At 69.9% G+C, this 26,509-nt stretch carries 26 protein-coding genes; 11 read left to right on the forward strand and 15 right to left on the reverse strand.

What is annotated here, in order from left to right:
• Nucleotides 1–23: 23 nt before the first annotated feature.
• The 11 genes from BKA00_RS02170 to BKA00_RS02220 form a co-directional block, all read right to left on the reverse strand.
• Nucleotides 24–335: a hypothetical protein gene (locus BKA00_RS02170; RefSeq protein WP_185023326.1), complete on the reverse strand. Its 312-nt coding sequence runs from the start codon at nt 333–335 to the stop codon at nt 24–26.
• Between the two features lie 233 nt (nt 336–568).
• Nucleotides 569–2,578 (reverse strand): FtsK/SpoIIIE domain-containing protein, encoded by a 2,010-nt coding sequence (locus tag BKA00_RS02175; protein ID WP_185023327.1) that lies wholly within the window; start codon nt 2,576–2,578, stop codon nt 569–571.
• Nucleotides 2,579–2,837: 259 nt separating this feature from the next.
• Nucleotides 2,838–3,734, reverse strand: a complete 897-nt coding sequence (locus BKA00_RS02180) for a hypothetical protein (RefSeq protein ID WP_185023328.1) — start codon at nt 3,732–3,734, stop codon at nt 2,838–2,840.
• A 6-nt stretch (nt 3,735–3,740) separates the two neighbouring features.
• Entirely contained in the window at nt 3,741–4,421 is a 681-nt protein-coding gene (locus BKA00_RS02185; RefSeq protein ID WP_185023329.1) for a hypothetical protein, read from the reverse strand.
• A gap of 101 nt (nt 4,422–4,522) precedes the next feature.
• Complete coding sequence (locus BKA00_RS02190; protein ID WP_185023330.1) at nt 4,523–5,473, reverse strand: DUF2637 domain-containing protein; 951 nt, start codon at nt 5,471–5,473, stop codon at nt 4,523–4,525.
• Nucleotides 5,474–5,723: 250 nt separating this feature from the next.
• Nucleotides 5,724–5,999 carry a hypothetical protein gene (locus BKA00_RS02195; protein WP_185023331.1) on the reverse strand — a complete coding sequence of 92 codons (276 nt, stop codon included), beginning with the start codon at nt 5,997–5,999 and terminating at the stop codon, nt 5,724–5,726.
• Entirely contained in the window at nt 5,996–6,847 is an 852-nt protein-coding gene (locus tag BKA00_RS02200) for a hypothetical protein (RefSeq protein WP_185023332.1), read from the reverse strand. The genes BKA00_RS02195 and BKA00_RS02200 overlap by 4 nt, the downstream gene beginning before the upstream one ends.
• Before the next feature lie 42 nt (nt 6,848–6,889).
• The gene (locus BKA00_RS02205) at nt 6,890–7,192 is read right to left on the reverse strand and encodes a hypothetical protein (RefSeq protein WP_185023333.1); all 303 of its coding nucleotides are present in this window, start codon (nt 7,190–7,192) and stop codon (nt 6,890–6,892) included.
• Between the two features lie 111 nt (nt 7,193–7,303).
• Entirely contained in the window at nt 7,304–7,681 is a 378-nt protein-coding gene (locus BKA00_RS02210) for an RRQRL motif-containing zinc-binding protein (protein ID WP_185023334.1), read from the reverse strand.
• 466 nt (nt 7,682–8,147) lie between these two features.
• Nucleotides 8,148–8,294 (reverse strand): hypothetical protein, encoded by a 147-nt coding sequence (locus BKA00_RS02215; RefSeq protein WP_185023335.1) that lies wholly within the window; start codon nt 8,292–8,294, stop codon nt 8,148–8,150.
• Between the two features lie 222 nt (nt 8,295–8,516).
• A complete protein-coding gene (locus BKA00_RS02220) occupies nt 8,517–8,870 on the reverse strand; it encodes a hypothetical protein (protein ID WP_185023336.1) in 354 nt (117 codons plus the stop codon).
• 826 nt (nt 8,871–9,696) lie between these two features.
• On the opposite strand from BKA00_RS02220, the gene BKA00_RS02225 reads away from it, so the two are divergent.
• Nucleotides 9,697–10,362 (forward strand): GntR family transcriptional regulator, encoded by a 666-nt coding sequence (locus BKA00_RS02225; protein WP_185023337.1) that lies wholly within the window; start codon nt 9,697–9,699, stop codon nt 10,360–10,362.
• 55 nt (nt 10,363–10,417) lie between these two features.
• Here BKA00_RS02225 and BKA00_RS02230 read toward each other — a convergent pair whose 3' ends face one another.
• Nucleotides 10,418–11,251, reverse strand: a complete 834-nt coding sequence (locus tag BKA00_RS02230; protein ID WP_185023338.1) for a class I SAM-dependent methyltransferase — start codon at nt 11,249–11,251, stop codon at nt 10,418–10,420.
• 444 nt (nt 11,252–11,695) lie between these two features.
• Between BKA00_RS02230 and BKA00_RS02235 the strand changes: the two genes are divergently transcribed.
• A complete protein-coding gene (locus BKA00_RS02235) occupies nt 11,696–14,530 on the forward strand; it encodes an NACHT domain-containing protein (protein ID WP_185023339.1) in 2,835 nt (944 codons plus the stop codon).
• 520 nt (nt 14,531–15,050) lie between these two features.
• Here the strand turns inward: BKA00_RS02235 and BKA00_RS39650 are convergent.
• Nucleotides 15,051–15,182 carry a hypothetical protein gene (locus BKA00_RS39650; protein ID WP_268248190.1) on the reverse strand — a complete coding sequence of 44 codons (132 nt, stop codon included), beginning with the start codon at nt 15,180–15,182 and terminating at the stop codon, nt 15,051–15,053.
• A gap of 467 nt (nt 15,183–15,649) precedes the next feature.
• Here BKA00_RS39650 and mbhE point away from each other — a divergent pair, with 467 nt between their 5' ends.
• The 6 genes from mbhE to mnhG are packed head-to-tail and all read left to right on the forward strand — an operon-like array spanning nt 15,650 to nt 21,506.
• Entirely contained in the window at nt 15,650–18,448 is a 2,799-nt protein-coding gene (gene mbhE, locus BKA00_RS02240; RefSeq protein ID WP_185023340.1) for a hydrogen gas-evolving membrane-bound hydrogenase subunit E, read from the forward strand.
• On the forward strand, nt 18,445–18,861 hold the full coding sequence (locus BKA00_RS02245; RefSeq protein ID WP_185023341.1) for a Na(+)/H(+) antiporter subunit C: 417 nt from the start codon (nt 18,445–18,447) through the stop codon (nt 18,859–18,861). The genes mbhE and BKA00_RS02245 overlap by 4 nt, the downstream gene beginning before the upstream one ends.
• Complete coding sequence (locus BKA00_RS02250; RefSeq protein ID WP_185023342.1) at nt 18,858–20,381, forward strand: Na+/H+ antiporter subunit D; 1,524 nt, start codon at nt 18,858–18,860, stop codon at nt 20,379–20,381. The genes BKA00_RS02245 and BKA00_RS02250 overlap by 4 nt, the downstream gene beginning before the upstream one ends.
• Entirely contained in the window at nt 20,378–20,917 is a 540-nt protein-coding gene (locus BKA00_RS02255) for a Na+/H+ antiporter subunit E (protein WP_185023343.1), read from the forward strand. The genes BKA00_RS02250 and BKA00_RS02255 overlap by 4 nt, the downstream gene beginning before the upstream one ends.
• Nucleotides 20,914–21,180, forward strand: coding sequence for an MrpF/PhaF family protein (locus BKA00_RS02260; RefSeq protein ID WP_185023344.1), 267 nt, complete (start codon nt 20,914–20,916; stop codon nt 21,178–21,180). Before BKA00_RS02255 ends, BKA00_RS02260 begins: the two co-directional genes overlap by 4 nt.
• Nucleotides 21,177–21,506: a monovalent cation/H(+) antiporter subunit G gene (mnhG, locus tag BKA00_RS02265; protein ID WP_185023345.1), complete on the forward strand. Its 330-nt coding sequence runs from the start codon at nt 21,177–21,179 to the stop codon at nt 21,504–21,506. The genes BKA00_RS02260 and mnhG overlap by 4 nt, the downstream gene beginning before the upstream one ends.
• Nucleotides 21,507–21,512: 6 nt before the next feature.
• Here the strand turns inward: mnhG and BKA00_RS02270 are convergent, their stop codons facing one another.
• On the reverse strand, nt 21,513–22,346 hold the full coding sequence (locus tag BKA00_RS02270; protein ID WP_185023346.1) for a siderophore-interacting protein: 834 nt from the start codon (nt 22,344–22,346) through the stop codon (nt 21,513–21,515).
• Nucleotides 22,347–22,353: 7 nt separating this feature from the next.
• Complete coding sequence (locus tag BKA00_RS02275; RefSeq protein ID WP_185023347.1) at nt 22,354–23,382, reverse strand: ABC transporter substrate-binding protein; 1,029 nt, start codon at nt 23,380–23,382, stop codon at nt 22,354–22,356.
• Between the two features lie 135 nt (nt 23,383–23,517).
• On the opposite strand from BKA00_RS02275, the gene BKA00_RS02280 reads away from it, so the two are divergent.
• Genes BKA00_RS02280 through BKA00_RS02290 form a run of 3 tightly spaced genes read left to right on the forward strand, consistent with a single transcriptional unit; the run spans nt 23,518 to nt 26,419 of the window.
• Nucleotides 23,518–24,567, forward strand: a complete 1,050-nt coding sequence (locus BKA00_RS02280) for an iron chelate uptake ABC transporter family permease subunit (RefSeq protein ID WP_230298510.1) — start codon at nt 23,518–23,520, stop codon at nt 24,565–24,567.
• Nucleotides 24,564–25,610 carry a FecCD family ABC transporter permease gene (locus tag BKA00_RS02285; protein ID WP_185023348.1) on the forward strand — a complete coding sequence of 349 codons (1,047 nt, stop codon included), beginning with the start codon at nt 24,564–24,566 and terminating at the stop codon, nt 25,608–25,610. Before BKA00_RS02280 ends, BKA00_RS02285 begins: the two co-directional genes overlap by 4 nt.
• Nucleotides 25,610–26,419 carry an ABC transporter ATP-binding protein gene (locus BKA00_RS02290; RefSeq protein WP_185023349.1) on the forward strand — a complete coding sequence of 270 codons (810 nt, stop codon included), beginning with the start codon at nt 25,610–25,612 and terminating at the stop codon, nt 26,417–26,419. The genes BKA00_RS02285 and BKA00_RS02290 overlap by 1 nt, the downstream gene beginning before the upstream one ends.
• Nucleotides 26,420–26,509 lie beyond the last annotated feature (90 nt).

Raw genomic sequence — 26,509 nt, forward strand, 5'->3', positions numbered from 1 at the left:
GTCCAGGCCGGTGCGGGGGCGGGTCATCGACGGCCCCGGCGCTTGTGCTCGTTTTGGGCGTAGGGGCGGTGGGCGAAGGCGCGGTACTCGCGGCCCTTTCCGCCGCAGCGGTCGCAGGCCCGGTAGGCGTGGCTGAACAGGGCGCCGCGGTGGCGGCCCGAGCCGTTGCAGCGGGGGCAGTTCTTGTAGGGGTGGATCCGGATGGAGATCGCGTAGCCGAGGCCGTAGACGGCGGCGGCGAGGATCAGCAGCAGCCACCTGCGCCCGCCGCCGTCGTCCTGGGGGGCGGTGTCGGCGGCGAGCGGGGCGAGGGAGTGCAGCGCGGACAGCGGCATGGACGGGTGCCTTCCAGGTGAGTGCGGGCATGCGAAACACCCCCGGGCGGTGCGGCGTGTGGCCGTGCCGCTCGGGGGTGCGGGCCCGCAGGTTGGTAACGGAGTGTGAGAGTGGTTTTGGCTCTCGCTGTTTTGGCTCTCTTGGCTCGTTGCCCCCTCTGTAGGGGGCGGTGGAGCCAAGTGGTGGAGCCGAGTCGTGGTCCAAGTCGTGGACCAAGTCGGCCCCGGTTTGGTCACTGTGTGTGGTTGTCGGGGTGGTGGTCGGGGAGGTAGTAGCGGGCGGCTTTGGTGCTGCCGTGTCGGGTGATCAGGTCGTGGCTGCGCATGGCGGCCAGCCACTTTTTGACGGTGCTCTCGGGCTTGTCCAGGGCGGTCACCAGTTCGTCGCGGCGGGCTCCGTCCGGGCCGCGTTCGGTGAGCAGGTCCAGGATGGTGCGGGCGGCGTCGTCGGGGACCTTGATGGACTGGTTGGCCTTGACCAGGTCGGCCAGCGGGATGCCCTGTTCGGGCGGTTCGGGCATGTCGCGCAGCCGGGCCTCCACTTCGGCCACCAGCTCACCGGCGAGCCGGTCCACAGCGTCGTGGTCGCCCGGGTCAACCCCGAACCCGTCCCCGCCGGAAGCGGGCCGGGCAGCGGTGGGGCCGGGGTCGTCGTGGCCGGGTGTGTGCCCGCCCGTCCCGCCACCGGTCCGGCTACCGGTGTGGGCGGGGGTGCGGTGCCGGTCGGCGTAGCCGGGCAGCTTGGCGGCGATGGCCGGCTCCAGGGTGGCTACCGGCGCGCCGCGGCGCTTGGCGAGGTCTTCGACGGCGTTCAGGTCGGACAGGTCGCGGACGCGTCCGGCGGTCCAGGTGTTCTCACCGTCCACCACCAGCGCGACGCCCTTCACGCCGCGGGCGTAGGTGGCCATGTTGGGCATCCCGGCGCCTTCCCAGTCCTCGATGGCGTTGCCCATCTCACTGGCGCGCTTCATCCGCAGCACGATCCGGTAGTCGGCGTTGGCGTTGGGGTCCTTGGACCCGGTGTACTGCTGGACGCCACGCTGTGAGGCGGTCAGCAGTTCCACCCCGGCCGAGCGGCCCCGCCGCCAGATCTGCTCGACGTGCTCTTTGGCCTCATACGCGATCGGCGAGTGCATCCCGGTGAGGGTGTCCAGCTCATCGACGAACACCAGGATGACCGGCTCTTCGGGGCTGGGGATGTGGTTCTTGCCGCCGCTGTCCTTTGAGCGTTCCTCGACCACCGTGCGCGCCCACCGCAGGATGGCCAGCGCCTTCTTCTCCTCTCCGATACCAGCGGAGGCGTCCAGGGCCGGGCCCCAGAACCGGCCGATGGTGCCCTTGCCCAGGTCGATCCCCCACACCAGCACATCGGTGCAGGTGGTGGCCTGTTCGATCAGGTTGTTGTAGAGGGTGGTCTTTCCGGAACCGGTCGGGGCCACGATGAACGCGTGGTGACCCCCCTCGTGGTCGAACAGGGTGACCGTCATGTCGGTGCCGGTGTCGGGGTCCATTCCGACCACCAGCGGCGTTCCCTTGATCGAGCGCCGGGCGGCGGCGATCTGTTCGCGGGAGGCGGGCACGGTGGCGCGGTCGGGGTGGGCGGGCATCGCCGGGTGCAGCACGGGGCCTTCCCAGGGGTCGGTCATCTGGACCAGGACGCGGATGATGCCGGCGTGCTTGTCGTCGGTGGTGATGCGGACCCGTTCGGCGGGCAGGCCGATCTGGGCGGCGATGTCTTCGGCCAGGCCCTTGCCGTTCCCGGCCAGCTGGCTGGCGCGCTTGTTGGTGGCGCGGACATCGACGCGGAACCGGACCCCGAGCCGGGTGTCGTCCATGCCGACCAGGCGGGAGCCTTCCAGCCCGGCGGCGGTGGCCAGCTCATCCCACTTGAGTTGTTCGCGGGCCCATGCGCGCCGCTGTTTCAGCACGTCGGACCAGGTGTAGGCCGACCACGTCACGCTGGCGGAGATCGTGTAGGCCAGCAGGGTGCGCAGGTTGACGATGCCCAGCTGGGCGGCGGTGGCCAGCCACGCGGGGATCGCGGCGGCGGTCGCGGCGACGGTGGCCGAGTAGCGGTGGCTGGCGTGCTTTTTGTGGGTGCCGACCCAGGCGGCCAGCGCCGCCGGGGGCGCGAACGCCCCCAGCATGAGCGGGTCGGCGCCGGTCTGGTGGCCGATCTCGCCGAGCGGATACAGCACGGCCAGGGCGTTGGCCAGCCCGCGGGTGTCAGGCGAGCGCGCCACCCATCGGCCATAGCCACGTACAGCGGTCAGCGCGACGGTTCCGGCGGTGGGGCCGCGGCGGGAGTTGGTGCGGTTGCGGTGGGCGACGTCCCGCCAGCTGGTGGCGGAACGGGGCTGACGGGTGCGGCGCGCCATCGAGGCAGCCTCCTCCAGGGTCGAGAAAGGGCACGGCCCCGGCCGGGTGGCCGGGGCCGTGCGAGACACAGCAGGAACACGGACGGGAGCGGGCGGGACCGCAGCGGGGCGCGGCCCCGCCTGGTCAGGCGGCGTCTTCGCCGGTGAACTTCATCCCGCGTGCGGCGATCTCGCGGGGCTCCTCGAACAGGTCGGCGAAGGTGGACGCGGCGCGGTTGACCGCGGTGGCGGCCTCTCCGACGCCTTCGGAGACGGCGTCCAGCGGCGCGGTGACCTGGGTGGGCAGGCCGAGCCCGGACACGTCGGCGGCCCATTCCTCTACCTGCTTGGAGAAGGAGCGCAGCGCGTCGGCCAGGGTCACGCAGGTCTCCAGGAACTCGGCGTCGGTGGTCGGCTTCTCCAGGTCGATGCGGAAACCCGAACGGCTGGTCATGGTCCTCCTTGCGGTCGCGGCGGTCTCGCCGGTGGTGGGCCCGCCGGTCCCGCCGCGGCCGGTGGGGCCGGGGGCGGGGTTGCGGGGCTTGAGCGTGTAGAGGTCGTCGTCGTGAACGACCGAGCCGAAGAACGGGTCAGGAACGTGCGGGTCACCCGGCGCGGAGCCCGCCGCCGGCCCCGGCGTTGGCAGAGGTGCGGGCCCTGGCTGGGGCTGGGGCGGGTTCCCCCAGGCCGGCGGCGGGCCAGCGGGGCCCGGGGCGGCGACGCCGGGGGCGGGCCGGTCGGGCTGGACGCGCCGGATCGGCGGGGTAGCGCCGGGCGGGTCGTCGCTGGTGGCTCGCTTGTTCCAGCGGCGTTCTGCGAGCTTGACCGCGGCGTTGCGGGTCTTGCGGGCGGTGGCGGCGAACGCGGCGCCGGTCTTGTCCCCTGCGCGGCCGGAGTAGTGCACGATCGCGGTCCTGGGCGACTTCCAGCCGGTGGCCTTGTAAGCGGAGGTGCCCGCGTTGCGGACGGCGTCCCGGCCGGTCTTGGTGCCGCCGGTCAGGACCAGGAACATCACGGCCCCGCCGATGATCGGATCGACCATGGGCGATCACTCCCGCACCGTCAGGCCGCGGACGTGCCCGCCGGGGGTGAGGGCGAACCTGTGCCCCTGAGCGCACCTCCACCTGTCCACCCCGCCGGGCTCGGCCTGCTGGTCGGCGAGCTCGCCGTCAGGGTCGCCGTCATGGCCGATGTCGTGGCCGGTCTCCCAGGTGGTGGCGGCGTCGCCGCACACCGGGCACACCGGCACGTCTCCCGCTTCCTCCTGCTCAGTGCGGGCGGCGGGGGTGTGGGTGTTAGTGCGGGGCTGGGGCGCGGTGGCGGCGCTGATTGCGGTGAAGGCGATCGGCAGGCCGGTGATGGTCAGGGCCACCACCAGCCACGGCGCGCCGAGCCACACATGCATGAGCACGCCCGCAGCGGCGTACATGGCCAGGTCTGCCGGGCCAGGGCGGTGCTTCCACATGCGGGCACCGAACCGGCGGGCCCGCGGCCAGGCACCGGGGGTGAACAGCAGCATCCCGGCCGATGCGTTCCCGGCCGCGCCCCGGACGTTGGAGCCCAGGTTCCCCAGCCAGGACGAGATCTGGCCCTTGAACACCAACTGGTCCAGCAGCAGGACGAACGCGCCGGACGCGGCGAACTCCCAGCCCTTGAGCGAGCGGGTCTTAAACCCGACGATGACCACACCGGTCAGGAACGCGAACACGATCCACTTGCCGACTTCCATGAGATGGGTTCCCTTCGATTTGAGACAGACACAGGGGGCATGCGCAGGGCCACCCCGGGGCATGTGCTTCGGCCCGGGGCGGCGACGGATGGGGGGACGGGTCAGACGGCGGCGGGCTGATCGGCCGGGGAGTCGCGCAGCTCTTGGTAGCGGCCGGCGACCCAGCCGATGGACCAGCCGCACCGCTCGGCGGCGTCACGCACCGACAGCCCGGCCGCGAACGCCGCGGCCACGATCTGGCGGGCTTGGGGCTGGGGCAGCTTGTGGGGGGCCGGACCGGCCGCCAGCAGCGCGCGGCGTTCACGCTCGGCCGCTTCGGCGCGCTGCCGCTCGGCCTCACGCCGGGCGTGTTCACGCTCGCGTTCACGACGCTCGGCCTCTGCTTGCTGCCGCTGGCGTTCACGCTCGGCGCGTTCACGTTCCTGGTCGGCGCGTTCACGCTCGCCGCGCCGCTCGCGTTCGGCCGCTTCGGCGCGCTGGCGTTCCTCGCGCTCGGCGCGCTCGCGGCGCTCGGCCTCCTGGCGCGCCATGGCGGCCTCGTGCTCGCGTTCCTCACGGGCCAGTTGCGCCTGCCGCTCGCGCTCCTCACGGGCCCGCTGACGCTCGGCCTCCAGGCGCTCGGCAGCGGCGTGCTCGCGGGCGGTCAGCGCTTTGGTGATGGCCCGCCTGTAGGCCAGCCCGGTCTCGGCTGTCACGATCAACAGCAGCGGCGCCACCGCGTGCACCGCCACCCCGACCATGTCCCTGTCCAGGGCCGATTCGGCGATGTTGAGCGACAGCGTCATGGTGCCGGTCATCCAACGCAGCGCGGCGGGCCACCGGCCGCCGTCCTGGCCCAGGCGGGCCAGGACCGAGTCAAGCCGGACCACGATCACCACGGCGGCGTCCACCACCAGCGGCAGAATCGGCGCCGTCCAGTCCCATCGGTCGGGGGTGTGGGCCCGCATCAGCGGGGTGACCGTCAGCACCGAGTAGAGCATGGCGCCGAACACGATCAGCCACGTTCCCGCCGACAGCGCACGCTCGGCTGAACGGATCTGATCGGTGTTCACCGGACCGTTCATCGCGCCGGGGTCCGGCGTGAACGGGGCGCGGTCGGTCGTGAACGTCTCGCGGGTGGGCGTGAACGGGGCGGGGGTGCGGGGTGAACGCGTCCCGGCGGGTTGGGGGCCGGTGTTCACCCGGGCGGGGGATGTCGGGGCGGCGTTCATGGAAGGGGTCTCCTTTCACCGCACCGCCCCCGGAGCCGGGGCGGCTCGGGGGCGGTGCGGGGCGTTCAGGGGCGCGGGCCCCGCGGATGCCTCACTCGCGTGAGGTCTGATCACCGGGCGGTGTGCGCTCGCCGGACGGGGCGCGGGAACCGGTTAAGGCGGTGTGCCGCGGGCCGGGCGTGTGCCGCAACCGCTTGTGCAGGGCACTGAACGCGGCCAGCGCGGCGAGCCCGGCCAGCATCACCGCGGCGGCCGGGTCGATCGCGGTGAGGTGGGTCAGGACCAGCCACACCACCCCGGCGGCGATACCGGCGAGCATGACCATGTCGATCAGCCCGAGCCGGGCCAGGATCTGCCGGGGGCTCATGCCATCCACCCCGAGCGGTAGCTGGCGGGGGCGGACCGGGCGGCCTCGTTGCCCACGGCGCGCACGATGAACTCGGCGACATCGCGGGAGAACTCGGCGGTGACCTCGATGAACAGGTCGGGTTCGCCTTCGTCGGCGTAGTCGCCGGCCTCGATGACCCACACGCCGGACCGGTGACCGCCGGTGTTGCCGTCGGCGGGCCGGGCGCGCCAGCCGGTCACGTCCAGAGCGACCACCCGATCGACGCCGAGAGGCCGCACGAGCAGGCGGTCTCCGAACTCGGCTTCGCCGAGGTCCTGCGGCGCCCGCAGGGCGGGCGGCTCGGTGGGTCGGGGTGACAGTTCCTCCAGCGGCACCCAGTACGCGCCCCACACACCGGCGGCCGGGTCGGGTTCGGTGCCGTCGTAGACCAGCGCCCACGGCTGGTGGCAGGCCGGATCGTGCACCCAGCCCAGCACCACCAGCGGCGTCGTGCCCCTGACGAAGTCGTCGTACCAGACCAGCGAGCCGGGCGCGTACCAGCGCCGCACGATCCACCGCCGCACACCCGGACCGGTGCCGCTGGCCAGCTCGTAGCGGCGGGTGACCCAGTGCCACGCGTCGCCGAACAGGCCGATGACCTTGACCACGGCCAGCGCCACCACCACAGCGGTGGTGGCCTGGCGGGGCGGGACCTGCGCGGCGACCGGCGCGGTCAACGCCGCACCGATCAACGCGAACCCGACCGCGACCGCGGTACGGGTCCGGGTGCGGCGGCGGTCGGCATCGCACAACGCCGCCAGGTCGTCGGCATCGGCACCGCTGGAGCCGGGGGCCGGGGCGGGGAAGAACGGAACGGGATCGGACATGGGGGCAACTCCCTATGTGGGGAACGGTGGGACGGATCGGAGTCAGGCGGCCCGCACGTCGCCGGGGGCCCCGGCCTTGCGCGCCTGGTGGGCCAGCGCGCGGGCGGTGCTGCCGGACACGTACAGCCGGGCCGCGATGGTGCTCGCGCCGCCACCGGCGGCCAGGATCTGGGCCGCGGCCAGCACCCGTTCGGTGTGGGTGAGATCCACCGGGCGTGAACCGCTCACGGCGATCTCGATCGCGATCGGATCCACGATCCCGTCCTCGGGCAGCACCCGCGGCGCGGCCTTGGCGGCGGTCTTGGGGGCGGCGTTGGTGGCGCCGGCGGTCAGGTCAATGCTCATGGCAAGCCGTCCTTATCGAGTCGCAGGAAAGCAGAGAAAGGGCAGGGGAAAGGGGGCGGGCCCGCCGCAGTGGCGGCGGGCCCGGAAACACGGGGCGGGGAGCGCGGGGGGTCACGCGGCGTCGCGTTCCCAGTCACTGGCGCAACCCAGGCAGCAGCCCAGCCGCCGGGGCAGCACGTAACCCACGTCGGTGCGGCACCGCGGGCAGGTGCGCCGTGCGGCCAGGGCTTTGGCCAGCGCGGCGCGCTGCGCGGGACTCGGGGCGCGCTTGGGCAGCGCGCATCGCCGGTCGTACAGGAAGGCCACCCCCTGGCCGCGCCACCGGTGCCACAGCACTTGCGCCACCACATAACCGCCGGGGCGGAGCCCGGCGGCGGCGAGCTGGCGGCGGGTGGCCAGGTGCGGCGGCGCCTGCCGCCACGGATAAGTGGGAATGCCGTAGCGGTCCCCGCACGGGTCCCAGAACCGCGCCGAGCTACGGCGCGCCATCGGCGGGATGCCCGCTCGTCGGCGGGCTCGTGTGACCAGCGGCCGGGGTCCAGCGGTGTCCGCACCCGCACCGGAACCGCCCGTCGGGCAGCACCCGCACGCTGCGGACACTTCCACAGTTGGAACACCCGCCCGTCACGCCGCTCATGACGCCGGTGGGGTGGGTGGGGCCGGTCGGGATACGGCGCAGGCCGGTCACCGCGACCGGCATCGCCTTGGGGGTCGTCATCGCGCGCAGCGCTCCCTTCTCCCCCTTGCGGGGGATCGGATGACGAGGTGTCCGGGCGTCTGGCACCGGGTGAGACGGCCCCGCCCCGCCGCGAACCACTCGCAGCGGGGCGGGGCCGCCCGGACTCGGGTGTCAGCGGGCCGATGTCAGTGGCTCTCCCGGCAGCGCGCGGCATCGGCCGGGGTGTCGTAGGCCGTGCCGCACGTGGGGCACTCGTTCCACGAACTCATCGCGCGGTCACCGCCCGCCGGGGCACGTGCCGGAGCCCGAGCACACCGGGCACGTCCGGTTGGTGGCGCCGATCTTCTTCGCGCCACCGCAGTAGTGGCAGGCCTGGGCCCTCACCACGTCCGACACGTGGCGGAGGAGACGCAGGTACGTCATGATGGGACTTCCTTCCTGTTGGGAGGGGCCCGGGGCGTCGCTACTTGGCGGTGGGGGCGTCCCGGGCATCAGGGACAGGGGCATGGGCCGTCACATAGACCCGCACCCGGAGGGACTCACCGCGGCACGGCCGCGGCGAAGAGACCTCGATCACCTCGAAGGTCTCGCGCAGCCGGGCGACCCCGGCCACGACGTCATCGGGCAGGCCGATTAGCCGCACACTCAGCACGGCAACGCGACCTGGACGTTCTCCTCATAGGACTGCTGGGCCTTGTGAACGGCCCACGCCGCGTCGTGCACCCGGGAGAACCCGTATTCGACACCGGCCAGCACGAACTCAATCGCCTGGGCATGGTCGGTGTCGCGGCGGTTGAACTCGATCCCCGCAGCGGTCAGCGCCGCCGCGGTTCGCTCGATGGTCTCGGCGGCTTCGGTCTCCGTGCCGTCCAAGGCGAAGTTGAGCCGCCCGTGCTGGTAGTGCGGGATGTCGGGCTGGGCCTCCAGCAAGTCGGCCAGCTGGCGCAGACCGGCAATATAACCGGCACGCGTCAGGTCACCTTCGGCGATGATCGCCATGAGCAGTGCTTCCTCTCGTTCACAGGTGGACAGAAGACAAAGCGCTCCGGCCCGATCGGGCCGGAGCGCCTGCACAGAGACCAGTAAGACCAGAGGTCAGCGGGCGGCGACCTGGACCAGGGCCCGCGCAACGGGCGGCTTCGGCCGCGGGATCACACGCGTGGCGCGGCGAAGGCCAGCCTCCCGACTCGCGTCCGCGAGCCGCTGCCGCCACTCCTGGGCCGACAGGTCAACACGCACCCGCTGACCGCTACCAGGACACCGCGGCGGCGACGGCCGGAACTCCGCCGGCCAGGCGTCCGCGCCCGGCACGTGCGGACCGCGATGCGCGGTCACCATCCCCCGCTTAATCGACTTCCACGTTCCGCACTCCGAGCACACCACCAGCGCGCAACTGCGCTCCGAGACACTGATCAGGCTCGGAGACAGTTTGCTGGCGAGAATGACCGGCTTGCCGTTGTGCCGCATGGGACGGGCCCTCCAGAAGTTGGCGCTTGCCTTCCCCACCCCGCACGGAGACCGACGGGCCCAGACCGGGCCGCCGTCCCGCACGGGACAGGCAGCGCAAGCGCTGCAAGTTGGGTGGCATCACCTGATCAGTGCCGGTCCAGGGACCTCATGAATCGTCAACCCGGACACTCCAGGGCTCCGATCACCGACGCCATGTTCAGTTGGGGACTTCTGGGTACTGCCAGTGACCCACCCGTACCGAACGGGCCACCGGGCAGCAGCGTATACGTAGCTTCGTATACGCACAACCCCTGGGCATACGATGATGCGTATACGTTCGATGAGTGCAGTCGAAGAACGAGGAGTTGATCACGCAGTGACCGAACCGGCCTACGTCCGCATCGCTGGCGAGTACGCCCGACGCATCCGCGGTGGGGACCTCCCCCCAGGCACACAGCTGCCGAGCTACAGCGAGATCGCACAGCAGAACGGCGTGTCGGACATCGTGGTTCGGAAAGCCCTCGAACTACTCCAGAGCCAAGGGCTTGTGCGATCCGTCCGACGGCGAGGCATCTTCGTCGCAGACCGCCCGAACCTCGTCCGTGTGTCTCCCGAGCGCCAGCTGGAGAGTGCTGAACGGTCGTTCCAGAACGAGTCAGATCAGCAGATCCAGGTAGAGCGCGAAGTTCGGCAGATCCCCGCCACGACGGAACTCGCGGAGGCTCTCGACATCCCGGCAGGCCAGGAGATCAACCACGTCACCACCCGGGCGGCTGAGAATGGGCGCCCGATTTCGATCTCGGATACCTACCACCCGCTGGACGTAGCCGACGCTTCAGACACTGCCTTCCTGGAAGAGACACTCTCCGATCAACTGCCGACGGCTACGCATGCTGACTGGCTGCGGACACCCCCCGGCGACCTCGTCAAGACGGTTCGCCAGCGATTCCTCTCTGCCGACGACCGAGTCATCATGATTTCCGACGTCTCATATCCCCGCGATCGCTACGAAGCGTTCGTGTTCCGCATGCCCCTCAAGTAGGGGAAATGGCAAAGGGGGTGCCGAGTAACCGGCACCCCCTTTGCCATGTGTGGATTCAGGCTCGGACCCACCCCTGGGCAACGTCCGCGTCTGTCCACCAGGAGACGAAGTGTGGGTCTACGGATTCGAGCCTCCAGCGAGCGGACAGAGCAGTGAAGAAGGCATCGTTGCCCGTCTTTCCGCCCTTGCGTTCCCCGATGTAGACCAGGCGCTCGCCCCCGGCCTCCTCGAACAGAGTTAGCGCTTCAGAAGACATCGTGTCTCCCCAGCCAGGCGGCCAGCAAAGGACCAGCACGTAGTCCGCTGGCTCGGCACGAATCGCGAACTCGGTAAGGTCCCTGACGGGGTGCCAGACGTCTGCCTGGCCGGCCACTTTAGGGAATGAAGCGTTCCGTGTCTTGTCCGGTGGTTCCGAATCGTACGCATCAACGCTCAGTCCTGCGCGAGCCAACTGCGCTGCCCAATAGCCTCGTCCGGCACCAAGTTCCACGATCGGCCTATCTGTGCAGAAGTTCGCCACCCAGGCGATAGTTTGTGGTGAGGGTATGGCGCACGCGTAACTCGCCTGCAAGAGCAACTGTGCATAGGCAAGTCGGGCACTTCCTTCCGATCGACCACCATTCACCACGCGTCGACCGTGCTCCTCAATCACGAACGGCTCGACGATGTCCCAGTACGGGTTCTGGCTCACGGCGTGGCCACCGGTCATGTAGTGCACGAACCGCAGGTCGAACTGTGCATCGACTTGATCGTCACCTGTTCCCGCCAGGCCAGGCGCCATGTCCAGGTAATCGGCCACCTTGGGAAACTCAGAGCGAAGTCTCTGCTCATCTTGCAGCAGTGCGGTGAGCTCGTCCCATCTACCTGAGGTCATAGTCAGTTCAGCCATGCTTCGAGTGTCTCGCACTGCGCTTAGATGGTCCAGGGCCCTTGCCCCGAGTGCCAAACCCCGCGGCTAGCGCCAGGTAACCGCTGGCGGGCTCCCGCCCCCGTGATAGCCCGGGCCACCGCCCCAAGATCAAAAGATGGGGAGAGCGGCCAGTCTGTCCGCCGGTAATGGAGAAGATCACGAGCGCCACCCTGCTGTGGTGATGCCGTGAGCGCTGCTGATCGCGCCGCAGTGAGGCAACTGACGGAGGGAGGGTGCAACAGGCGTAACCGCGGGATGTTGGTCCGCGACGCTTGGCCTGACCTGCCTGTTTCCCGTTCGCCTGACCTCTCTGCCGTCTCTGGGTTAGCATGCCAGGACATGCCGAACATGCCCACTTCTGTCTAGGTGAAGAGGTTGCTAGGTGGCGAGACAGCCCTATCGTCCCTCAAAAGAGAGCGCGCTATGGGAGCGCTAGAGATTGCAGCGGTACGAGTGGTGTGCTCGATTCTCCCTATAGCGGGAAAAAAAGTTTTCACAAAGAAGCAGCAGACGGCCCTGGCTGCCAAGACTGAAGATCTCAATATCGGCGATGGAACGAACGAGTTCATAAGTCAACTAAGCGCACCGCAATTGCGGAGACTTAAAGAGTTTTTTGAATCTCCACAATACACGCATCTCACGCTTCAAGCTATGACGTGCGCTATCGGCGGCTATCCGGAGGACTGGATAGCGAATCTACGTTTGCAGGTGCGGCTCACCCTCAAGCATCAGGGGCTTTTTGCTGAGGCAGACCTTCTTCAGGCTGTAGATGCCGTACTCGACTTGATGACGACTTCTATTTTTACCGTCCATAGCGCTATCCCTGGCGGCATCGAATCGGCTTACTCTGCAGCGATTGCTGCACAGGTGGCGGCCGCGGCTGCGAGAAATAGCGAGCTACTCACACGGATAGATCGACTCGACGTTCATCACGCGTTCGCGAACCGGCTTCGAGCATTGGTCAAAAGTACTTACGCGAAGATCGCGCTCCCGAGCGTAGTAGCTCACTCGAAGTCTGCGCCATACTCCGGACTCTATGTGCCACCTAGCCTCGAAACAGAGGGAGAGGGTAAGAAAACCCACTCATCGATCAAACTACTGATCGATGAGTGCCAGAGATTCGTCGTGGTAGGCGACCCGGGAGCGGGCAAGTCCACGCTCGCAAGGAAACTTGCCTACGATATATCATCCGACCGGATTGAAAGTCTTAAGGGCCTAGTTCCTCTGGTTCTTATTGTCCGCGAACACACACACTCTCTAAGGACTGACCATAGGACGCTTACGCATTATCTAGAAGCTTCTTGTCGAAAGCCCTTCAATGTCGATCCGCCGAGTGATTCCATTGAGTACCTCTTGCTGAATGGCCAGGCAGTAGTGATCATCGATGGACTAGATGAGCTGGGCGAAGCCCAGTATCGCACCGCCTTCAGTCAGCTTGTAAACTCCTTCGCTCATATGTACCCTCTGGTACGAGTGATTGTTACTACAAGGGCTATCGGGTACCCAGAGGCACCTTTGGACGAAGACCTCTTTCCCGTTGTCGGCGTGAAAAGGTTCAGTCGTGAGCAAATCGCAAGCTATGTCAATAAGTGGTTTCATCTTGACAATAGCCTGACGCGACAACAGCAAGATGAGCTAAGAGACTCCTTTCTAGACGAGAGTTCGGATGTTTCTGAACTCTTGCAAAATCCCCTAATGCTTTCCCTTTTGTGCGCACTCTACTCTTCAGAGCGTTTTATTCCGCTCAACAAGCCAGAGATTTACCACAAATGCGCGGAAGTGCTATTCGACACCTGGGACCGATCCCGTGGAATTGAAGTATCCATGCGGTTTGGCTCTCAAGTCAGGCCAGCTGTACAACGCCTAGCATGGAGATTGTTCACCGATCCAGAAGGCCGCCAGGCAATGCCCCGGTCTGAAATCCGCCGGTTCTTGGTCACTGCCGTACTGGCCTCCAGGTACGAAGATGAAGATGAAGCCTACCAAGCGGCGGACGAATTTCTCGACTTCTGTGCGGGACGGGCGTGGGTGCTTACCGACGTGGGGAGTAACTCGCTTCAGCCGCTCTATGGCTTCACTCACCGCACCTTTCTCGAGTTCTTTGCGGCGAGCCAACTTGTAAAGCAGAACCCACAGCCGAAGGCTGTATGGGAGAAAATACGCACCCATGTGAATGATGGCACGTGGGAGATAGTATCCCAGCTGGCTATCCAGATCCTCGATAGAAACTATGAGGGCGGGGCTGACGCCATTTTGTCTATGATTGTGGACGAGGCTAAGAGGTCATCTAGCGCCGCTACCCGGGCCATTTATCTATCGTTCGCTATCAGAAACCTCGAAACGGTCTTTCCTGGCGCAAATATAATTAAGCGACTCGCGGAGGAATCTGTTCTACTTGCATCCGCTCTTCCGGTAAGCGAGAGGAGACACTTGAAGATTGCCGATATCATGCGTAACGATTTGCCACTGCAACAATTTTTGGAACTGCAATCTCCTGATAACCGCGATCGAGCGGTAAAAGCCTTCGTTACTTCGTTGCAGAATGCAGTATTTCGACCAGAGTTGGAATCGGCGGCCCTACTGTGGGCGAAATTGCGACACTGGGACACTCTCGAGTATCGCACTAGCCATCTACAAGACCATCTTGGGGCTGCCTTGGTCGATATTCCTCTTCCAGAGAGGGTAGCATTCTGGGATCGGGCAATTAATCGTCCAACAGAAGTAGAAATCGCAGAACTTGGAGTGCATGATCTATATTACAATACCGCTATAGGTAGAAGGACGAGCGGTTCTAGCGCGTTGCGATTTATTAATGTCCTTGCTTGCGAAGGCCCGGCACTATCCCCCTCGGAAGACGTCAAGGCTGGGTGCATCGAAGCTCTTGCCGACTTGCACCCTTGCCTGGTTTCTAATTTCTCTGCGTTGCAGAGAATAAAGATCTCTAAGGCAGCTTATTGGGACATATTTTTGGATTTGCCTTTGAAGTGGCGGAAGATATCTTCGCTAGACCCGCCAGAGGTGCGCAGTTCAATACTGATGTTGCTGGTCCCCTTTTTCGAGTTGCCCGACTTTCGGGCAAAGGTGGAGAGTGAGAGTCTTAGATGGATAGCCAATGCGAGATGGAATGAGCCGCAGCGTACGGCGGCAATTCAGGAACTGAATCAGTTGGGTTTGCCTGATGATGCCCACAGCTTGCTGGTGCGGTGGATTATGGGCGAGCAATTTAGAATTGACTCGCCATCTTCACCTCAACGCTAGAAATGTGGCACGGGTGCTCGGACCGCACCCATGGTCGTTCCGCTCCATGTCCTGGCGGGCTTCGCCGATTTTGCAACTGCCAGGGGTGTGTAAATGTCTGCGGGCAACTGTCGTCGAGTGCTTCTTAACTTATCTGAGTACCTCGTGGGTAAGTGGCATGCCTGACGAACTGCCTGACGACCGGTGCGCCTTGGCGTGGACCCCTGCAGACTTGTGAGGACGGTTCGATAGCTGATGGAACGATGCTGCCGCATGGTGAGGCCCGACTGTAGATGCTTCGAGTCCAATCGCGGGAGCTTGATTGGCGGCGTCGCCTGCTCGGGGGCGCCCCCGGAACCCTCCGGTGGAGACTTCGCTCCTGGTCGCGGTTTCGGGGCCTGTTCAGATGGTCAGCCGATTGCGGCCTTTAAAGCACGTTCCAGTGCGCCGATAGATTTACCTTCCCCCTCGGAGATACCCGGCCCACGTCGCCATTTCACCTCTCCAGAGCCGGCAGTCCTCCTCGGATTCGGTGGTGTGGTCAGCGTAGGGAGGCTGCCAGGGCCAGGAGTTCGGCGGTGTCGCCATAGGGGCTGATCAGTAGGTCGGTGGCGCCCGCTTCGGCGAAGCGGCCCAGTTCGCGGGTGATCGTCTTCTCGTTTCCCGCTATCACCGTCTCGTGGACGCCGGAGAGGCCCTGGCGGTCCAGGACCGCCCGGTAGGCGGGGAAGTCCGCCGCGACGCCGAAGCGGTCGGCCAGGTCGCGGCGGACGCCGTCCGGGTCGTCGGTGCGATGACCTCAGTCCGGCCGAGGCGGTCGAGATCCTCAGCACCGCCGTCTGCCGTCCTGGAGCGCAGGAGGACGACGCCGTCACCCGCGTGATGCTCGACGGCCTCAGTGCGCAGGTGTCAGGTCGCTGAGGCCGCATGCCGAGTTCCTCCTAGGGGTCCGCGGATTATCCCAACGAAGTGGATTCCTGGGCAGTCCACCGCGTGGCCATGCGAAGTGCCGGCCGCCCACCCCGGCTCGTCGCTGTCGAAGCGCCGCGCGGCCCTGCCCATACGGCGGGATGGTCGTTTCGGGGGTGATGATCGGGTAAGTGGGAGGCGACGTGCCTGGCGGAGGGGGGCTGCGGCGGCATGCTCGCGCTGGTTCTCGCTTATGCCGTCGTCGCGGTCGCGGTGCCCTGGGCGCTCGGGCGGCGCCGGCGTGTGATGGCGTGTGCCGCGGCGGTGCTCCCGGCGGCGACGGCCGGGTGGGCCGCGGCGCAGGTCGGGCGGGGCGCGGTCACGGCGCGGCTGGACTGGGCGCCGGATCTGGGGCTGGTGCTCGACTTCCGCCTGGACGCGCTGTCCATCGTGATGCTGCTGCTCATCGGCGGGGTGGGGGCCGTCGTCCTGTGCTACGCGGGCTGGTACTTCGAACGTCCCGAGAGGCTGATGATCGGGACGCTCGTCGCGTTCGCCGGGGCGATGACGGGCCTGGTGCTGGCCGACAACCTGCTCGTCCTGTACGTGTTCTGGGAGCTGACAACGGTCAGCTCGTTCGTGCTCATCGGCGCGACCCGGCCGGAGCGTGCCGAGGACCGGCGGGCGGCGGCACAGGCGCTGCTGACGACGACCGCCTTCGGGCTGGTCATGCTCGCCGGGTTCGTGCTGCTCGGGCAGACCGCCGGGACGTACCGGATCTCGGCGATGGTGGCCGATCCGCCGGGCGGCGCGACGGCGACGGCCGGGGTCGTGCTGGTGCTGCTCGGGGCGTTCGCCAAGTCGGCCCAGGTGCCGCTGCACGCGTGGCTTCCCGCCGCGATGGTGGCGCCTACTCCGGTCAGTGCCTATCTGCACGCCGCGGCCATGGTGAAGGCGGGGGTCTACCTGGTGGCGCGGCTGGCTCCCGCGTTCGGCGACGCCGGGGTGTGGCGTCCGCTGGTGGTGGGGGCCGGGTTGCTGAGCCTGCTGACGGGCGGGGTCCTCGCGCTGCGCCAGCATGACCTGAAGCGGCTGCTCGCGTACGGGACGGTGAGCCAGCTCGGACTGCTGATGGTCCTGCTGGGAAACGGGACGCGGACGGCGGCGTTGGCGGGCACCGCGCTGCTGCTGGCCCACGGCCTGTTCAAGGCGCCGCTGTTCCTCACGGTCGGGACGGTCGAGCACGAGACGGGGACGCGCCGTGCCGATCGGCTCTCGGGGGCGTGGCGGAGGCTTCCGGTGCTGGCGGTCGCGGCGGCGGCGGCCACGGCATCGATGATCGGGCTGCCGCCCTTCCTGGGGTTCGTGGCGAAGGAGGCCGCCATGGAGGCGTTCGCTCATGGCGGGATGGACATCGCGGTCCTTGCCGGGGTCGTGGCGGGGACCGCGCTGACCGTGGCCTATGGCGTGCGGTTCTTGGTCGGGGCGTTCGGCGGCCAGGCGGACGTCACGCCCGGGGGCCACTGGGGCTTGGTGGGGCCTGTCGTCGTCCTTGCCGTGTCCGGGTTCGCTCTGGGGGTTGCTCCCGGTGTGATGCAGAAACTCGCCGGGCCCTACGCGGACACGCTGCCGGGAGACGGCGAGTACAAGCTCGCGTTGTGGCACGGCCTGGGATTGGCGCTTTGGCTTTCCGTGCTCGCGCTCGCCCTGGGTGCCGTGGTGTTCGTCCTGTTCGGACGGACGTTCCCCGTCAGGCGGGCGCGGTGGCGGTTCCTGGACGCGCAGCGCGGCTACGACGGGACGGTCGAGGGGATCCTCGCCGGGGCGCACGAGGTCACCGCGCGCGTGCAGATCGGTTCGCTGCCCTTCTACCTCGGTGTGATCGGGACGATGGCGCTGGTGGTGCCCGGGTCGGCGCTGGCGGCGGCGCTGGTCCGCGGGACGGGACCTGCCATCCCGGTGGACCGGCTGCGGGCGTGGGACGACCCGGCGCAGGTCGTCCTCGCGGTGGTCGTGATCGGCTGCGCGCTCGCGGCGGTGCGGGCGCGCCGGAGGCTGACGGCCGCGCTGCTGCTCGCCGGGACGGGCTACGGGGTGGGCGGGCTGTTCGTGGTGCAGGGCGGTCCCGATCTCGCGCTGACGCTCTTCGTCGTGGAGACCCTGTCGCTGATCATGCTGGTGCTGGTGCTGCGGCGGCTGCCCGTCCGGTACCCGCCGCGGCGCCGCACGGGGCCGGCCAGGGCGGCCGTCGGGGCGGTCAGCGTGTGCCTGGGCGGGTTCGTCGCGCTGTTCCTCGTGGTGGCGGCGCTGAGCCGGGACACCCGGCCGGTCGGGAGCGGGTACGCGGGTCTCGCGAAGGAGGAGGGGGCCAAGAACGTCGTGAACGCGATCCTCGTCGAGATGCGGGCGCTCGACACGCTCGGCGAGATCACGGTGCTGGGCGTCGCGGCGATGGGCGTCGTCGGGCTGGTGACCAGCGGGCGGCGGCTGCCGAGCCCGTCCGGCGGCGAGCGCGGGCCGGGGGAGGCGGGGAGCCGCTGGCTGGCGACGCGGGGGCGGCCGCCGCTGGGCGGATCCTCGGTGGTGCTGGAGGCGGCGGCGCGGCTTCTCGGCCCGACGATCCTGGTGTTCTCCCTCTACCTGCTCGTCGCGGGGCACGGCGCCCCGGGAGGCGGGTTCGTGGGCGGTCTCGTGGCGGGCATGGCGTTCGTGCTGCGCTACCTGCCGGGCGGCCGCCGGGAGCTGGCGTCCGCGCTGCCGATGCGGCCGAGCGTCCTGATCGGCGGCGGCCTCGGGCTCGCGGTCGCCACGGGCGCGGCCGGCTGGACGGCCGGCGGGTTCCCGCACGGGGAGTTCCTCCAGGGGGAGGTCTGGCACGGGTCGCCGCCCGTCCTGGGCGAGGTGGACGTGCCGACCAGCCTGTTCTTCGACATCGGGGTGTATCTGGTGGTCCTCGGGCTGGTGCTGACGATCCTCACCACGCTCGGGGCGAGCCTGGAGGACGAACCGGACGAGGAGGAGGCTGCATGACCGGGCCGGCGCTGGTCCTCGTGCTGACCGTCGCCGTGCTGTTCGCGGCCGGGTTCGACCTGCTGATGCAGCGGTCCCTGATCCGCGTCGTGGTCGGGTTCATGCTGCTCGGGCACGGGGCCAACCTCGTCCTGCTGCTGGCGGGCGGGGCGGCGGGGGCGCCGCCGCTGCTCGGCGGGGGATCGAAGCGGGCGATGGCCGACCCGCTGCCGCAGGCCATGGCGCTCACCGCCATCGTTATCACGTTCGGCGTCACGGCGTTCCTGCTGGCGCTGGCCTACCGGAGCCGGCGGCTGCTCGGCGAGGACGAGGTGCAGGACGACGTCGAGGACCGCCGGATCTGCGCCGAGCGCCGCCGCGGGGCGTGGGACGCCCCGCCGGAGCGGCACGACCCGCTGGAGGAGGACGAGTGAACGTCCTGCTCCCCCTGCCGTTCGCGCTGCCGCTGCTGGGCGCGGCGCTCGCGATGATCAGCCGGCGCCGCCGGTTCTGGCTGCGGGTCCTCGCCCCGCTCGTCGGGGCGGGGGCCGTGGCGGCCTCCGTGGCGGTGCTGGTCGCGGTGGCCCGGAACGGGGTCGTCGCCGTCCAGGCCGGGGGATGGGCCGCCCCCCTCGGGATCACGCTCGTCGCCGACCGGCTGTCGGCGCTGCTGCTCGTGGTGTCCAGCACCGTGCTGCTGGCGATCATGCTGCACGCGGTGGCGGAGGGCGCGGGCGCGCTGGACCGCCGGAGCGAGCCGGGGGTGTTCCATCCCGCCTACCTGGCGCTGACCGGCGGCGTCGGCCTGGTGTTCCTCGCCGGCGACCTGTTCAACCTGTTCGTCGCGTTCGAGGTGATGCTCGCGTCGAGCTACGTGCTCATGACCCTCCAGCCGACGGCCGAGCGCCTCCGGGCGAGCATGACCTACACGGTCGTCAGCCTCACCTCCTCGATCATGTTCCTCACCGCGCTCGGCCTGACCTACGCGGCGGCCGGGACGGTGAACCTCGCCGACCTGTCCGAGCGCGTCCCGGCGCTCCCGGCGGGCACCCGCACGGCGCTCGGGCTGCTGTTCCTCGTGGTGTTCGGGATCAAGGGCGCGATCGTGCCGATGCACCTGTGGCTGCCCGACGCCTACCCCGCCGCCCTCACCAAGGTCACCGCCGTGTTCGCCGCGCTGCTGACGAAGGCCGCGGTGTACGCGCTCATCCGCGTCGAGACGCTGGCGTTCCCCCGCGAGCACGGGTCGCGGGTGATGCTCGTCCTCGCCGCCGGGACGATGGTCGTGGGCACCCTCGGCGCGCTGGCGAACGACGACATCCACCGGGTGTTCTCGTTCACCCTCGTCGGCCACATCGGCTACATGCTCTTCGGCCTCGCGCTGTTCAGCGTCGCCGGGCTCACCGGGGCGATCCTCTACCTCGTCCACCACATCGTCGTGCAGGCGACGCTGTTCCTGGTCAGCGACCTGATCCAGGCCCGCACGGGGGAGACGTCGCTGCACCGGCTCGGCGGCCTCGCCCGGCTGTCGGCCCTCATCGCCGTGCTGTTCTTCGTCCCCGCGATGAGCGTGAGCGGGGTGCCGCCGACGTCCGGGTTCGTCGCGAAGCTCGCCCTGTTCCAGGCGGGCCTCGGGTCGGGGAGGCCGCTGGCGTACGCCGTCACGGGCGTCGCGGTGCTCGCGAGCCTGCTCACGCTCATGGCGATGGCGCGGATCTGGGCGCTCGGGTTCTGGCGCCCCCGACCGGAGGAGGCGGGCGAACCGCCCGCCGCCGAGCCCTACACGCGGGGCGGGGTGCGGGTCATGCAGGCCGTGACCGCCGTGATGGTCGCCGGCGGCCTCCTCATCGCCGTGTTCGCCGGGCCGCTGTCGTCCTGGAGCGCGCGCGCCGCGGCCGACCTGGTGGATCCGTCGGCCTACCGGCGGGCCGTGCTGGACGGGAGGGCGCCGTGAGGAGCGCGGTGCGCGGGATCGGCGCGAGGCTGGGCATGGCGGCGTGGCTGCTCGCGGTCTGGGTGCTGCTGTGGGGACGGGTCGACGCCCTCATCGTCGCCGGCGGCGTCGTCGCCGTGGTCGCCGCCTACACGGTGAGCCGGCTGCCCGCCGTCCCGCTCCTCACCAGGATCCGTCCGCTGCGCCTCGCCGAGGCCGCCGCCGAACTCGCCTGGGACCTGCTGGCGTCGAGCGTGGTCATCGGCTGGCACGCGCTGCGCGCCCCGCGCCGGGTCAGGGGCGCCGTCATCGAGGTGAGCGCCCGGACGCGGTCGGAGCTCGTCCTGCTCGCGGTCACGACGAGCATCTCCCTGCGTCCCGGCACCCTGCTCGTCGACCTCGACTGGGACCGGTCGATCCTGCGCATCCACGGCATGCCGGTGCGCGACCGCGGGGAGGCCGACGTCATGCGCGACGGCGTCCTGCGGACGGAGCGCAGGCTGATGCGGGCCCTCGTGGCACCCGAGGACACGGCGAAGGGAGAGGAACAGGGATGACCGTCGTCTACACCGTCACCATGGTCCTGCTGGGCGCGGCGATCCTGATGACGACCGCGCGGCTCGTGCGCGGCCCGACCTCCTTCGACCGGATCATGGCCGTGGACGTCCTGGCGGTCCTTCTGGTCAGCGGCATCGCGGTGCACTCGGCCGTCTGGGGCGAGCCCGCGCTGTCGACGATCCTGGTGGCCGTCGTGCTGCTGGGGTTCGTCGGGTCGGTCACCGCCGCCCGCCTCGCGGCGCAGCGGGAGGAGCGCCCGTGACCGCCGGCGACGTCGTCACCGCCGTCCTGCTCCCCGCGGGCGCCGCGTTCTGCGCGGTGGGCGCGCTCGGCGTGCTGCGCTTCCCCGACCTGCTCACCCGGCTGCACGCCGCGACCAAGCCGCAGACGATCGGGCTGGTGCTCGTCCTCGCGGGCGCCGCCCCGCAGGCGGGCTCCGTCGCGGCCGCCGCCCCGCTGCTGCTGGTCGCGGTCTTCCAGCTGATCACCGCGCCCGTCGCCGCCCAGACGATCGGCGCCGCCGCCTACCGCGCCGGCGTCCTCGACCGGACCGCCCTCACCATCGACGAGACCGACCGCGGCCCCTGACCGCGCTCACTCCTCGGTGGCGGGGCTGCCGCCGGCGACGACCTCGGCGAGCAGGTCCTCCTCGGTGGCGCCGCGCCGCCAGTAGCCGGTGAAGGTGACGGCGCGGCGGTCCAGGCCGCGCTCGTTCACCAGGTGCCGCCGCAGCGCCTTGACCGCGGCGGACTCGCCCGCGATCCACGCGTAGGCGCCGTCCGGGATGGTCGCCGCGCGCACGGCGTCCAGCAGGCCGCCGGGGGAGACCCAGGAGACCTGCGCGGCGGACGCGGTCGGCAGGTCCTGCCGGTCGCCGGGCTCCGGGACGTCGATCCAGACCTGCGCGGGCGTCCCGGCGGGCAGCCAGGCGAGGTTCCCGGCGATGGCGGGCAGCGCGGTGAGGTCGCCCGCCATGACGACCGGGGCGCCGGGCGGCGGCCGGAAGTCGTAGCCGCCGTTGTCGGGGCCGGTCGGGCCGAGGACGGTGACGCGGTCGCCCGGGGCCGCCGCCGCGGCCCAGCGGGCGGCCGGGCCGGACGCTCCGTCCATGTGCAGCGCGAAGTCGACGTCCAGCTCGCCGGGGCGCCTGCCGCGGACGGTGTAGGACCGCATGATGCCGCGCACGGCCGGGTCCAGCGCCCGCCAGTCGGCGAACCAGGTGTCGCCGTCGCTGTCGCGCGGCATCACCGGGGCGTCCTGGTGCGGGTGCGGGAGGAAGATCTTGAAGCGCTGGTCGCGCCCGGCGGTGACGAAGCCGTCCACGGACTCGCCGCCGAAGGTGACGCGGGCCATGGACGGTCCGAGCCGCTCGGACCGCAGGACGCGCAGGTCGAAGAACGCGTACGGGTGCGCCGGGGTCCTCGCCATCGCCGCCTCAGCCCGTCTTCTTCGCCGACCGGATGGACGCGGCGAGCGCTTCGAGGATCGGCGCGCAGCCCTCGTAGGAGAAGCGGGGCTCGGGCTGCCACGCGATGACCTGGTTCGCCTTCACCGCGGGCAGGTCCTTCCAGGACGGCTTGGAGCCGAGGTCCTTGGGCTGGAGCGCCTGCGTGCGGGAGTCGAGCATGATGACGTCGGCCCGGTACTTGTCGGCGTTCTCCCAGCTCAGGTTCTCGAAGTAGCCCTCCTTGCTCACCTTCTCCGGCACGATCAGGTCGACGCCGAGCTCCTTGAAGTAGATGAGGTCGGTGTTCTTGCCCGGGCTGGAGGCGTAGAAGAGGTCGGGGCTCGCGGACGCCGCCAGCACCTTCAGGCCCGGCTTGGCCTTGGCCGCCGCGCGCAGCGCCTCCGCCGCCTTGTCGAACCTGGCCTTGGCAGCCGTGACCTTCGCCGACTTCAGGTCGGCGCCGAGCGCGGCGGCGAGCGCGGCGGTCCGCTCGATGGGCTTCGGCAGCGCGACGGCGCCCGCGGAGATGGCGACCGACTCCGCCAGCGCGAAGATCTTGTCCTTGCTCTCGGCCGGGACGTAGAACAGGTCGCCCGGCAGGAACATGTTGTCGACGAGCAGGTCGGGGCGCAGCGCGGCGTACTTCTCGATGTTGAACTCGCCGTAGGCGTTTCCGATGATCTCCAGCCGGTCGACGGGCAGGTTCCCGGCCTGCGGGTCGGGCTTGCCGTCCTTGAGCTTCGTCGGGCCGAACACGCCGACGATCTGCCGGTCCACGCCGAAGTCGTAGAGGGCGGCGGCGGTGCCGACGTAGCCGACGACCCGCTGCGGGCGCGCCTTGAGCCGCACCCGGGTGCCGCGGTCGTCGGTGAACGTCCAGGCGCCGCCGCCCGGTGAGGCCGTTCCGCTCGCGTCGTCACCGCCTCCGCACGCGCTGATGAGCGCCCCGAGGGCGAGGGCGCCGCCCGCGCCGAGCAGGCCGCGGCGGGTGAGGTGCTGAGCCCCGATGTTCGACATCTCCGACGTTCTCCCAAATCAAGTTGCATGGCCGGATGGTCGGCCGATGGGAGCTTAGGTTAACCTAACCTAAGATCTTGTCCAGAGTGGGGACCGTCACGGTGGTCCCCGGCCGTCCCCCCCGGAGCCCGCCACGTGTTGACGACCAAGTCGCCGCCGGTCACACCGCCCGCGGAGCCGGCGGAAGTCCCGCGGCCGCCGGGCGCGCGGTGGGTGGCCGGACTCGTCGGCGCGCTCGTTCTCCTCCTCGCCGCCGTCGTGCTCAGCCTCGGGATCGGCGCGAAGCCGCTGTCGCCCGGACAGGTGTGGGACGGGCTTTTCCACGCCGATTCGGCCGCGTACACGCTCGTCCGCGAGATGCGCCTGCCGCGCACGATCCTCGGCCTCCTCGCCGGGACGGCGCTCGGCCTCGGCGGCGCGGTGATGCAGTCGCTCACCCGCAACCCGCTCGCCGACCCCGGCCTCCTCGGCATCAACGCGGGCGCCGCCGCCGCGGTCGTGTCGGCCATCTCCTTCCTCGGCGTCACCTCGTTCACCGGGTTCGTGTGGTTCGCGTTCGCCGGCGCGGGCGCCGTCGCGATGCTGCTCTACGCGGTCGGCGGCGGGCGCGCCGCCACCCCGGCCCGGCTCGCCCTCGCCGGGTCCGCGCTGAACGCCGCACTCTTCTCCTACGTGAGCGCGGTGCAGCTGCTCGACACCGCGTCCCTCGACCGGATGCGCTTCTGGACGGTCGGGTCGCTCGCCTCCGCGCAGGGCTACACGGTCGTCCGCGTCGCGCCGTTCGTCCTCGCCGGGCTGGTGGCGGCGCTGCTGCTGGCGCGCCCGCTCAACGCGATGGCGATGGGGGAGGACGCGGCCCGCGGGCTCGGCGCCGACCCCGGGCGCGTCCGGATCGCCGCGATCGTCACCGTCACGCTGCTGTGCGGCGCGGCGACGGCGGCGTGCGGGCCCATCCTCTTCGTCGGGCTGATGGTGCCGCACCTCGTCAGCGCCCTGACCGGCCCCGACCTGCGCCGGCTGATCCCGTTCTGCGCGGTCCTCTCACCCGCACTGATGCTCGTGGCGGACGTCTTCGGGCGCGTCGTGGTGCGCCCGTCCGAACTCCAGGTCGGCGTGGTGATGGTCGTCGCGGGCGGGCCGGTCTTCCTCTACTTCGTCCGACGGTCCGGGAGGTCCCGCGCATGAGCAGGGGGCCGCGTTTCGCGGTAGTCCGGACGCCCGCGGCGTCGTTCCGGTTCCGGCCGCGCGCTCTCGTCGTCGCGGCGCTCTGCCTCGCCGTCGCGCTCGGGACGGGCGTGCTCCTCATCGGCAGCGGCGACTTCCCGATGAGCCCCGGCGACGTCGTGCGGACGCTGGCCGGGCAGGGGTCGCCCGCCGACTCGCTCATCGTGAACGAGATCCGGCTGCCGCGGGTGGCGGCCGGCCTCGCGGTCGGCGCGGCGCTCGGGCTGGCGGGCGCGATCTTCCAGTCGCTGGTCCGCAACCCGCTCGGCAGCCCCGACATCCTCGGCTTCAGCCAGGGCGCCGCGACCGGCGTCCTCGCCGTGATCGTGCTGACCGGCGCCGGCAGCGCCGCGGTCGCGGCCGGCGCGGCCGGCGGCGGCCTGCTCACCGGCCTGGCCGTGTACCTGGTGGCGGGACGGCACGGCGCGCACGGGCAGCGGCTCATCCTCGTCGGCATCGGCGTCGCCGCGATCCTCACCGGCGTCAACGGCTACCTGATCACCCAGGCGGAGATCACCGACGCGGCCCGCGCCGTGCTGTGGCTGACCGGCAGCCTGGACGGCCGCGACTGGTCGGACGCCGCGCCCGTCATCGCGGCGCTCGCCGTGCTCGGCCCGCTCGTCGTCGCCGGCTGCGGCCGGGCGCTGCGGATGCTGGAGATGGGCGACGACGCCGCGCACGGACTCGGCGTCCCCATCGAGCGGGTCCGGGTGCTGCTGCTGGCCGCGGCAGTACTGCTGACCGCGCTCGCCGCGGCGGCGGCCGGGCCGGTGTCGTTCGTCGCGCTGACCGCGCCGCAGCTCGCCCGCCGCCTCACCCGGACGGCCGGCCCCAACCTGCTGCCGGCGGCGTGCATGGGCGCCGCGCTGATGGCGGCCGCCGACTGGGCGGCGCAGCGCGGCTTCCCCGGCCACCAGCTCCCGGTCGGCGTGGTGACCGGGCTGCTCGGCGGCGGGTACCTGGTCTGGCTCCTCGTGACCGAACGCAAGACGGGACGGATGTGATGAAGGACGCGACCGCGCGGCTCGCCGGCGCCGGGCTCACCCTGGCCTACGACAAGCGCACCATCGCCGAGGACCTCGACGTGGCGGTGCCGGAGGGCTCGTTCACGGTGATCGTGGGGCCGAACGCGTGCGGCAAGTCGACGCTGCTGCGCGCGCTGGCGCGGATCCTCAAACCCTCCGCCGGGACGGTCGTGCTGGACGGCCGCCCCATCGCCGACTGGCCCGCCAAGAAGCTGGCGCGCACGCTCGGGCTGCTGCCGCAGTCGTCGATCGCGCCGGAGGGCATCACGGTCGCCGACCTCGTCTCGCGCGGCCGGTATCCCCACCAGAGCCTGCTGCGGCAGTGGTCCCGGGAGGACGAGCGGGTCGTCGCCGAGTCGATGGCCGCGACGGGCGTCGGGGACCTCGCCGACCGGCATGTGGACGAGCTCTCGGGCGGGCAGCGGCAGCGGGTCTGGATCGCCATGGTGCTCGCCCAGCAGACGCCGCTGCTGCTGCTGGACGAGCCGACGACCTACCTCGACATCGCGCACCAGATCGAGGTGCTCGACCTGTGCGCGCGGCTGCACGAGGAGGGCCGGACGGTCGTCGCCGTCCTGCACGACCTCAATCACGCCGCCCGCTACGCCACCCACATGATCGCGATGCGGGACGGCCGGATCGCGGCGGAGGGCGACCCGTCCGACGTGGTCACCGCCGACCTGGTAGAGCAGGTCTTCCGGCTGCCATGCCGAGTGATCGACTGCCCGGAAACAGGCACCCCCCTGGTCGTCCCAGCAGCCCGACCCCGCACCGCCTCCCTCCGTTGACTTGCGGCGTGTTGCCCTTATGAGAGCGCTGATAAGGGCAACACGCCGCAAGTCGACAGAGCCTGGAATCGTTGTAGCCTTCTAATGGTT

It is taken from the genome of Actinomadura coerulea, assembly GCF_014208105.1.
Classification (GTDB): domain Bacteria; phylum Actinomycetota; class Actinomycetes; order Streptosporangiales; family Streptosporangiaceae; genus Spirillospora; species Spirillospora coerulea.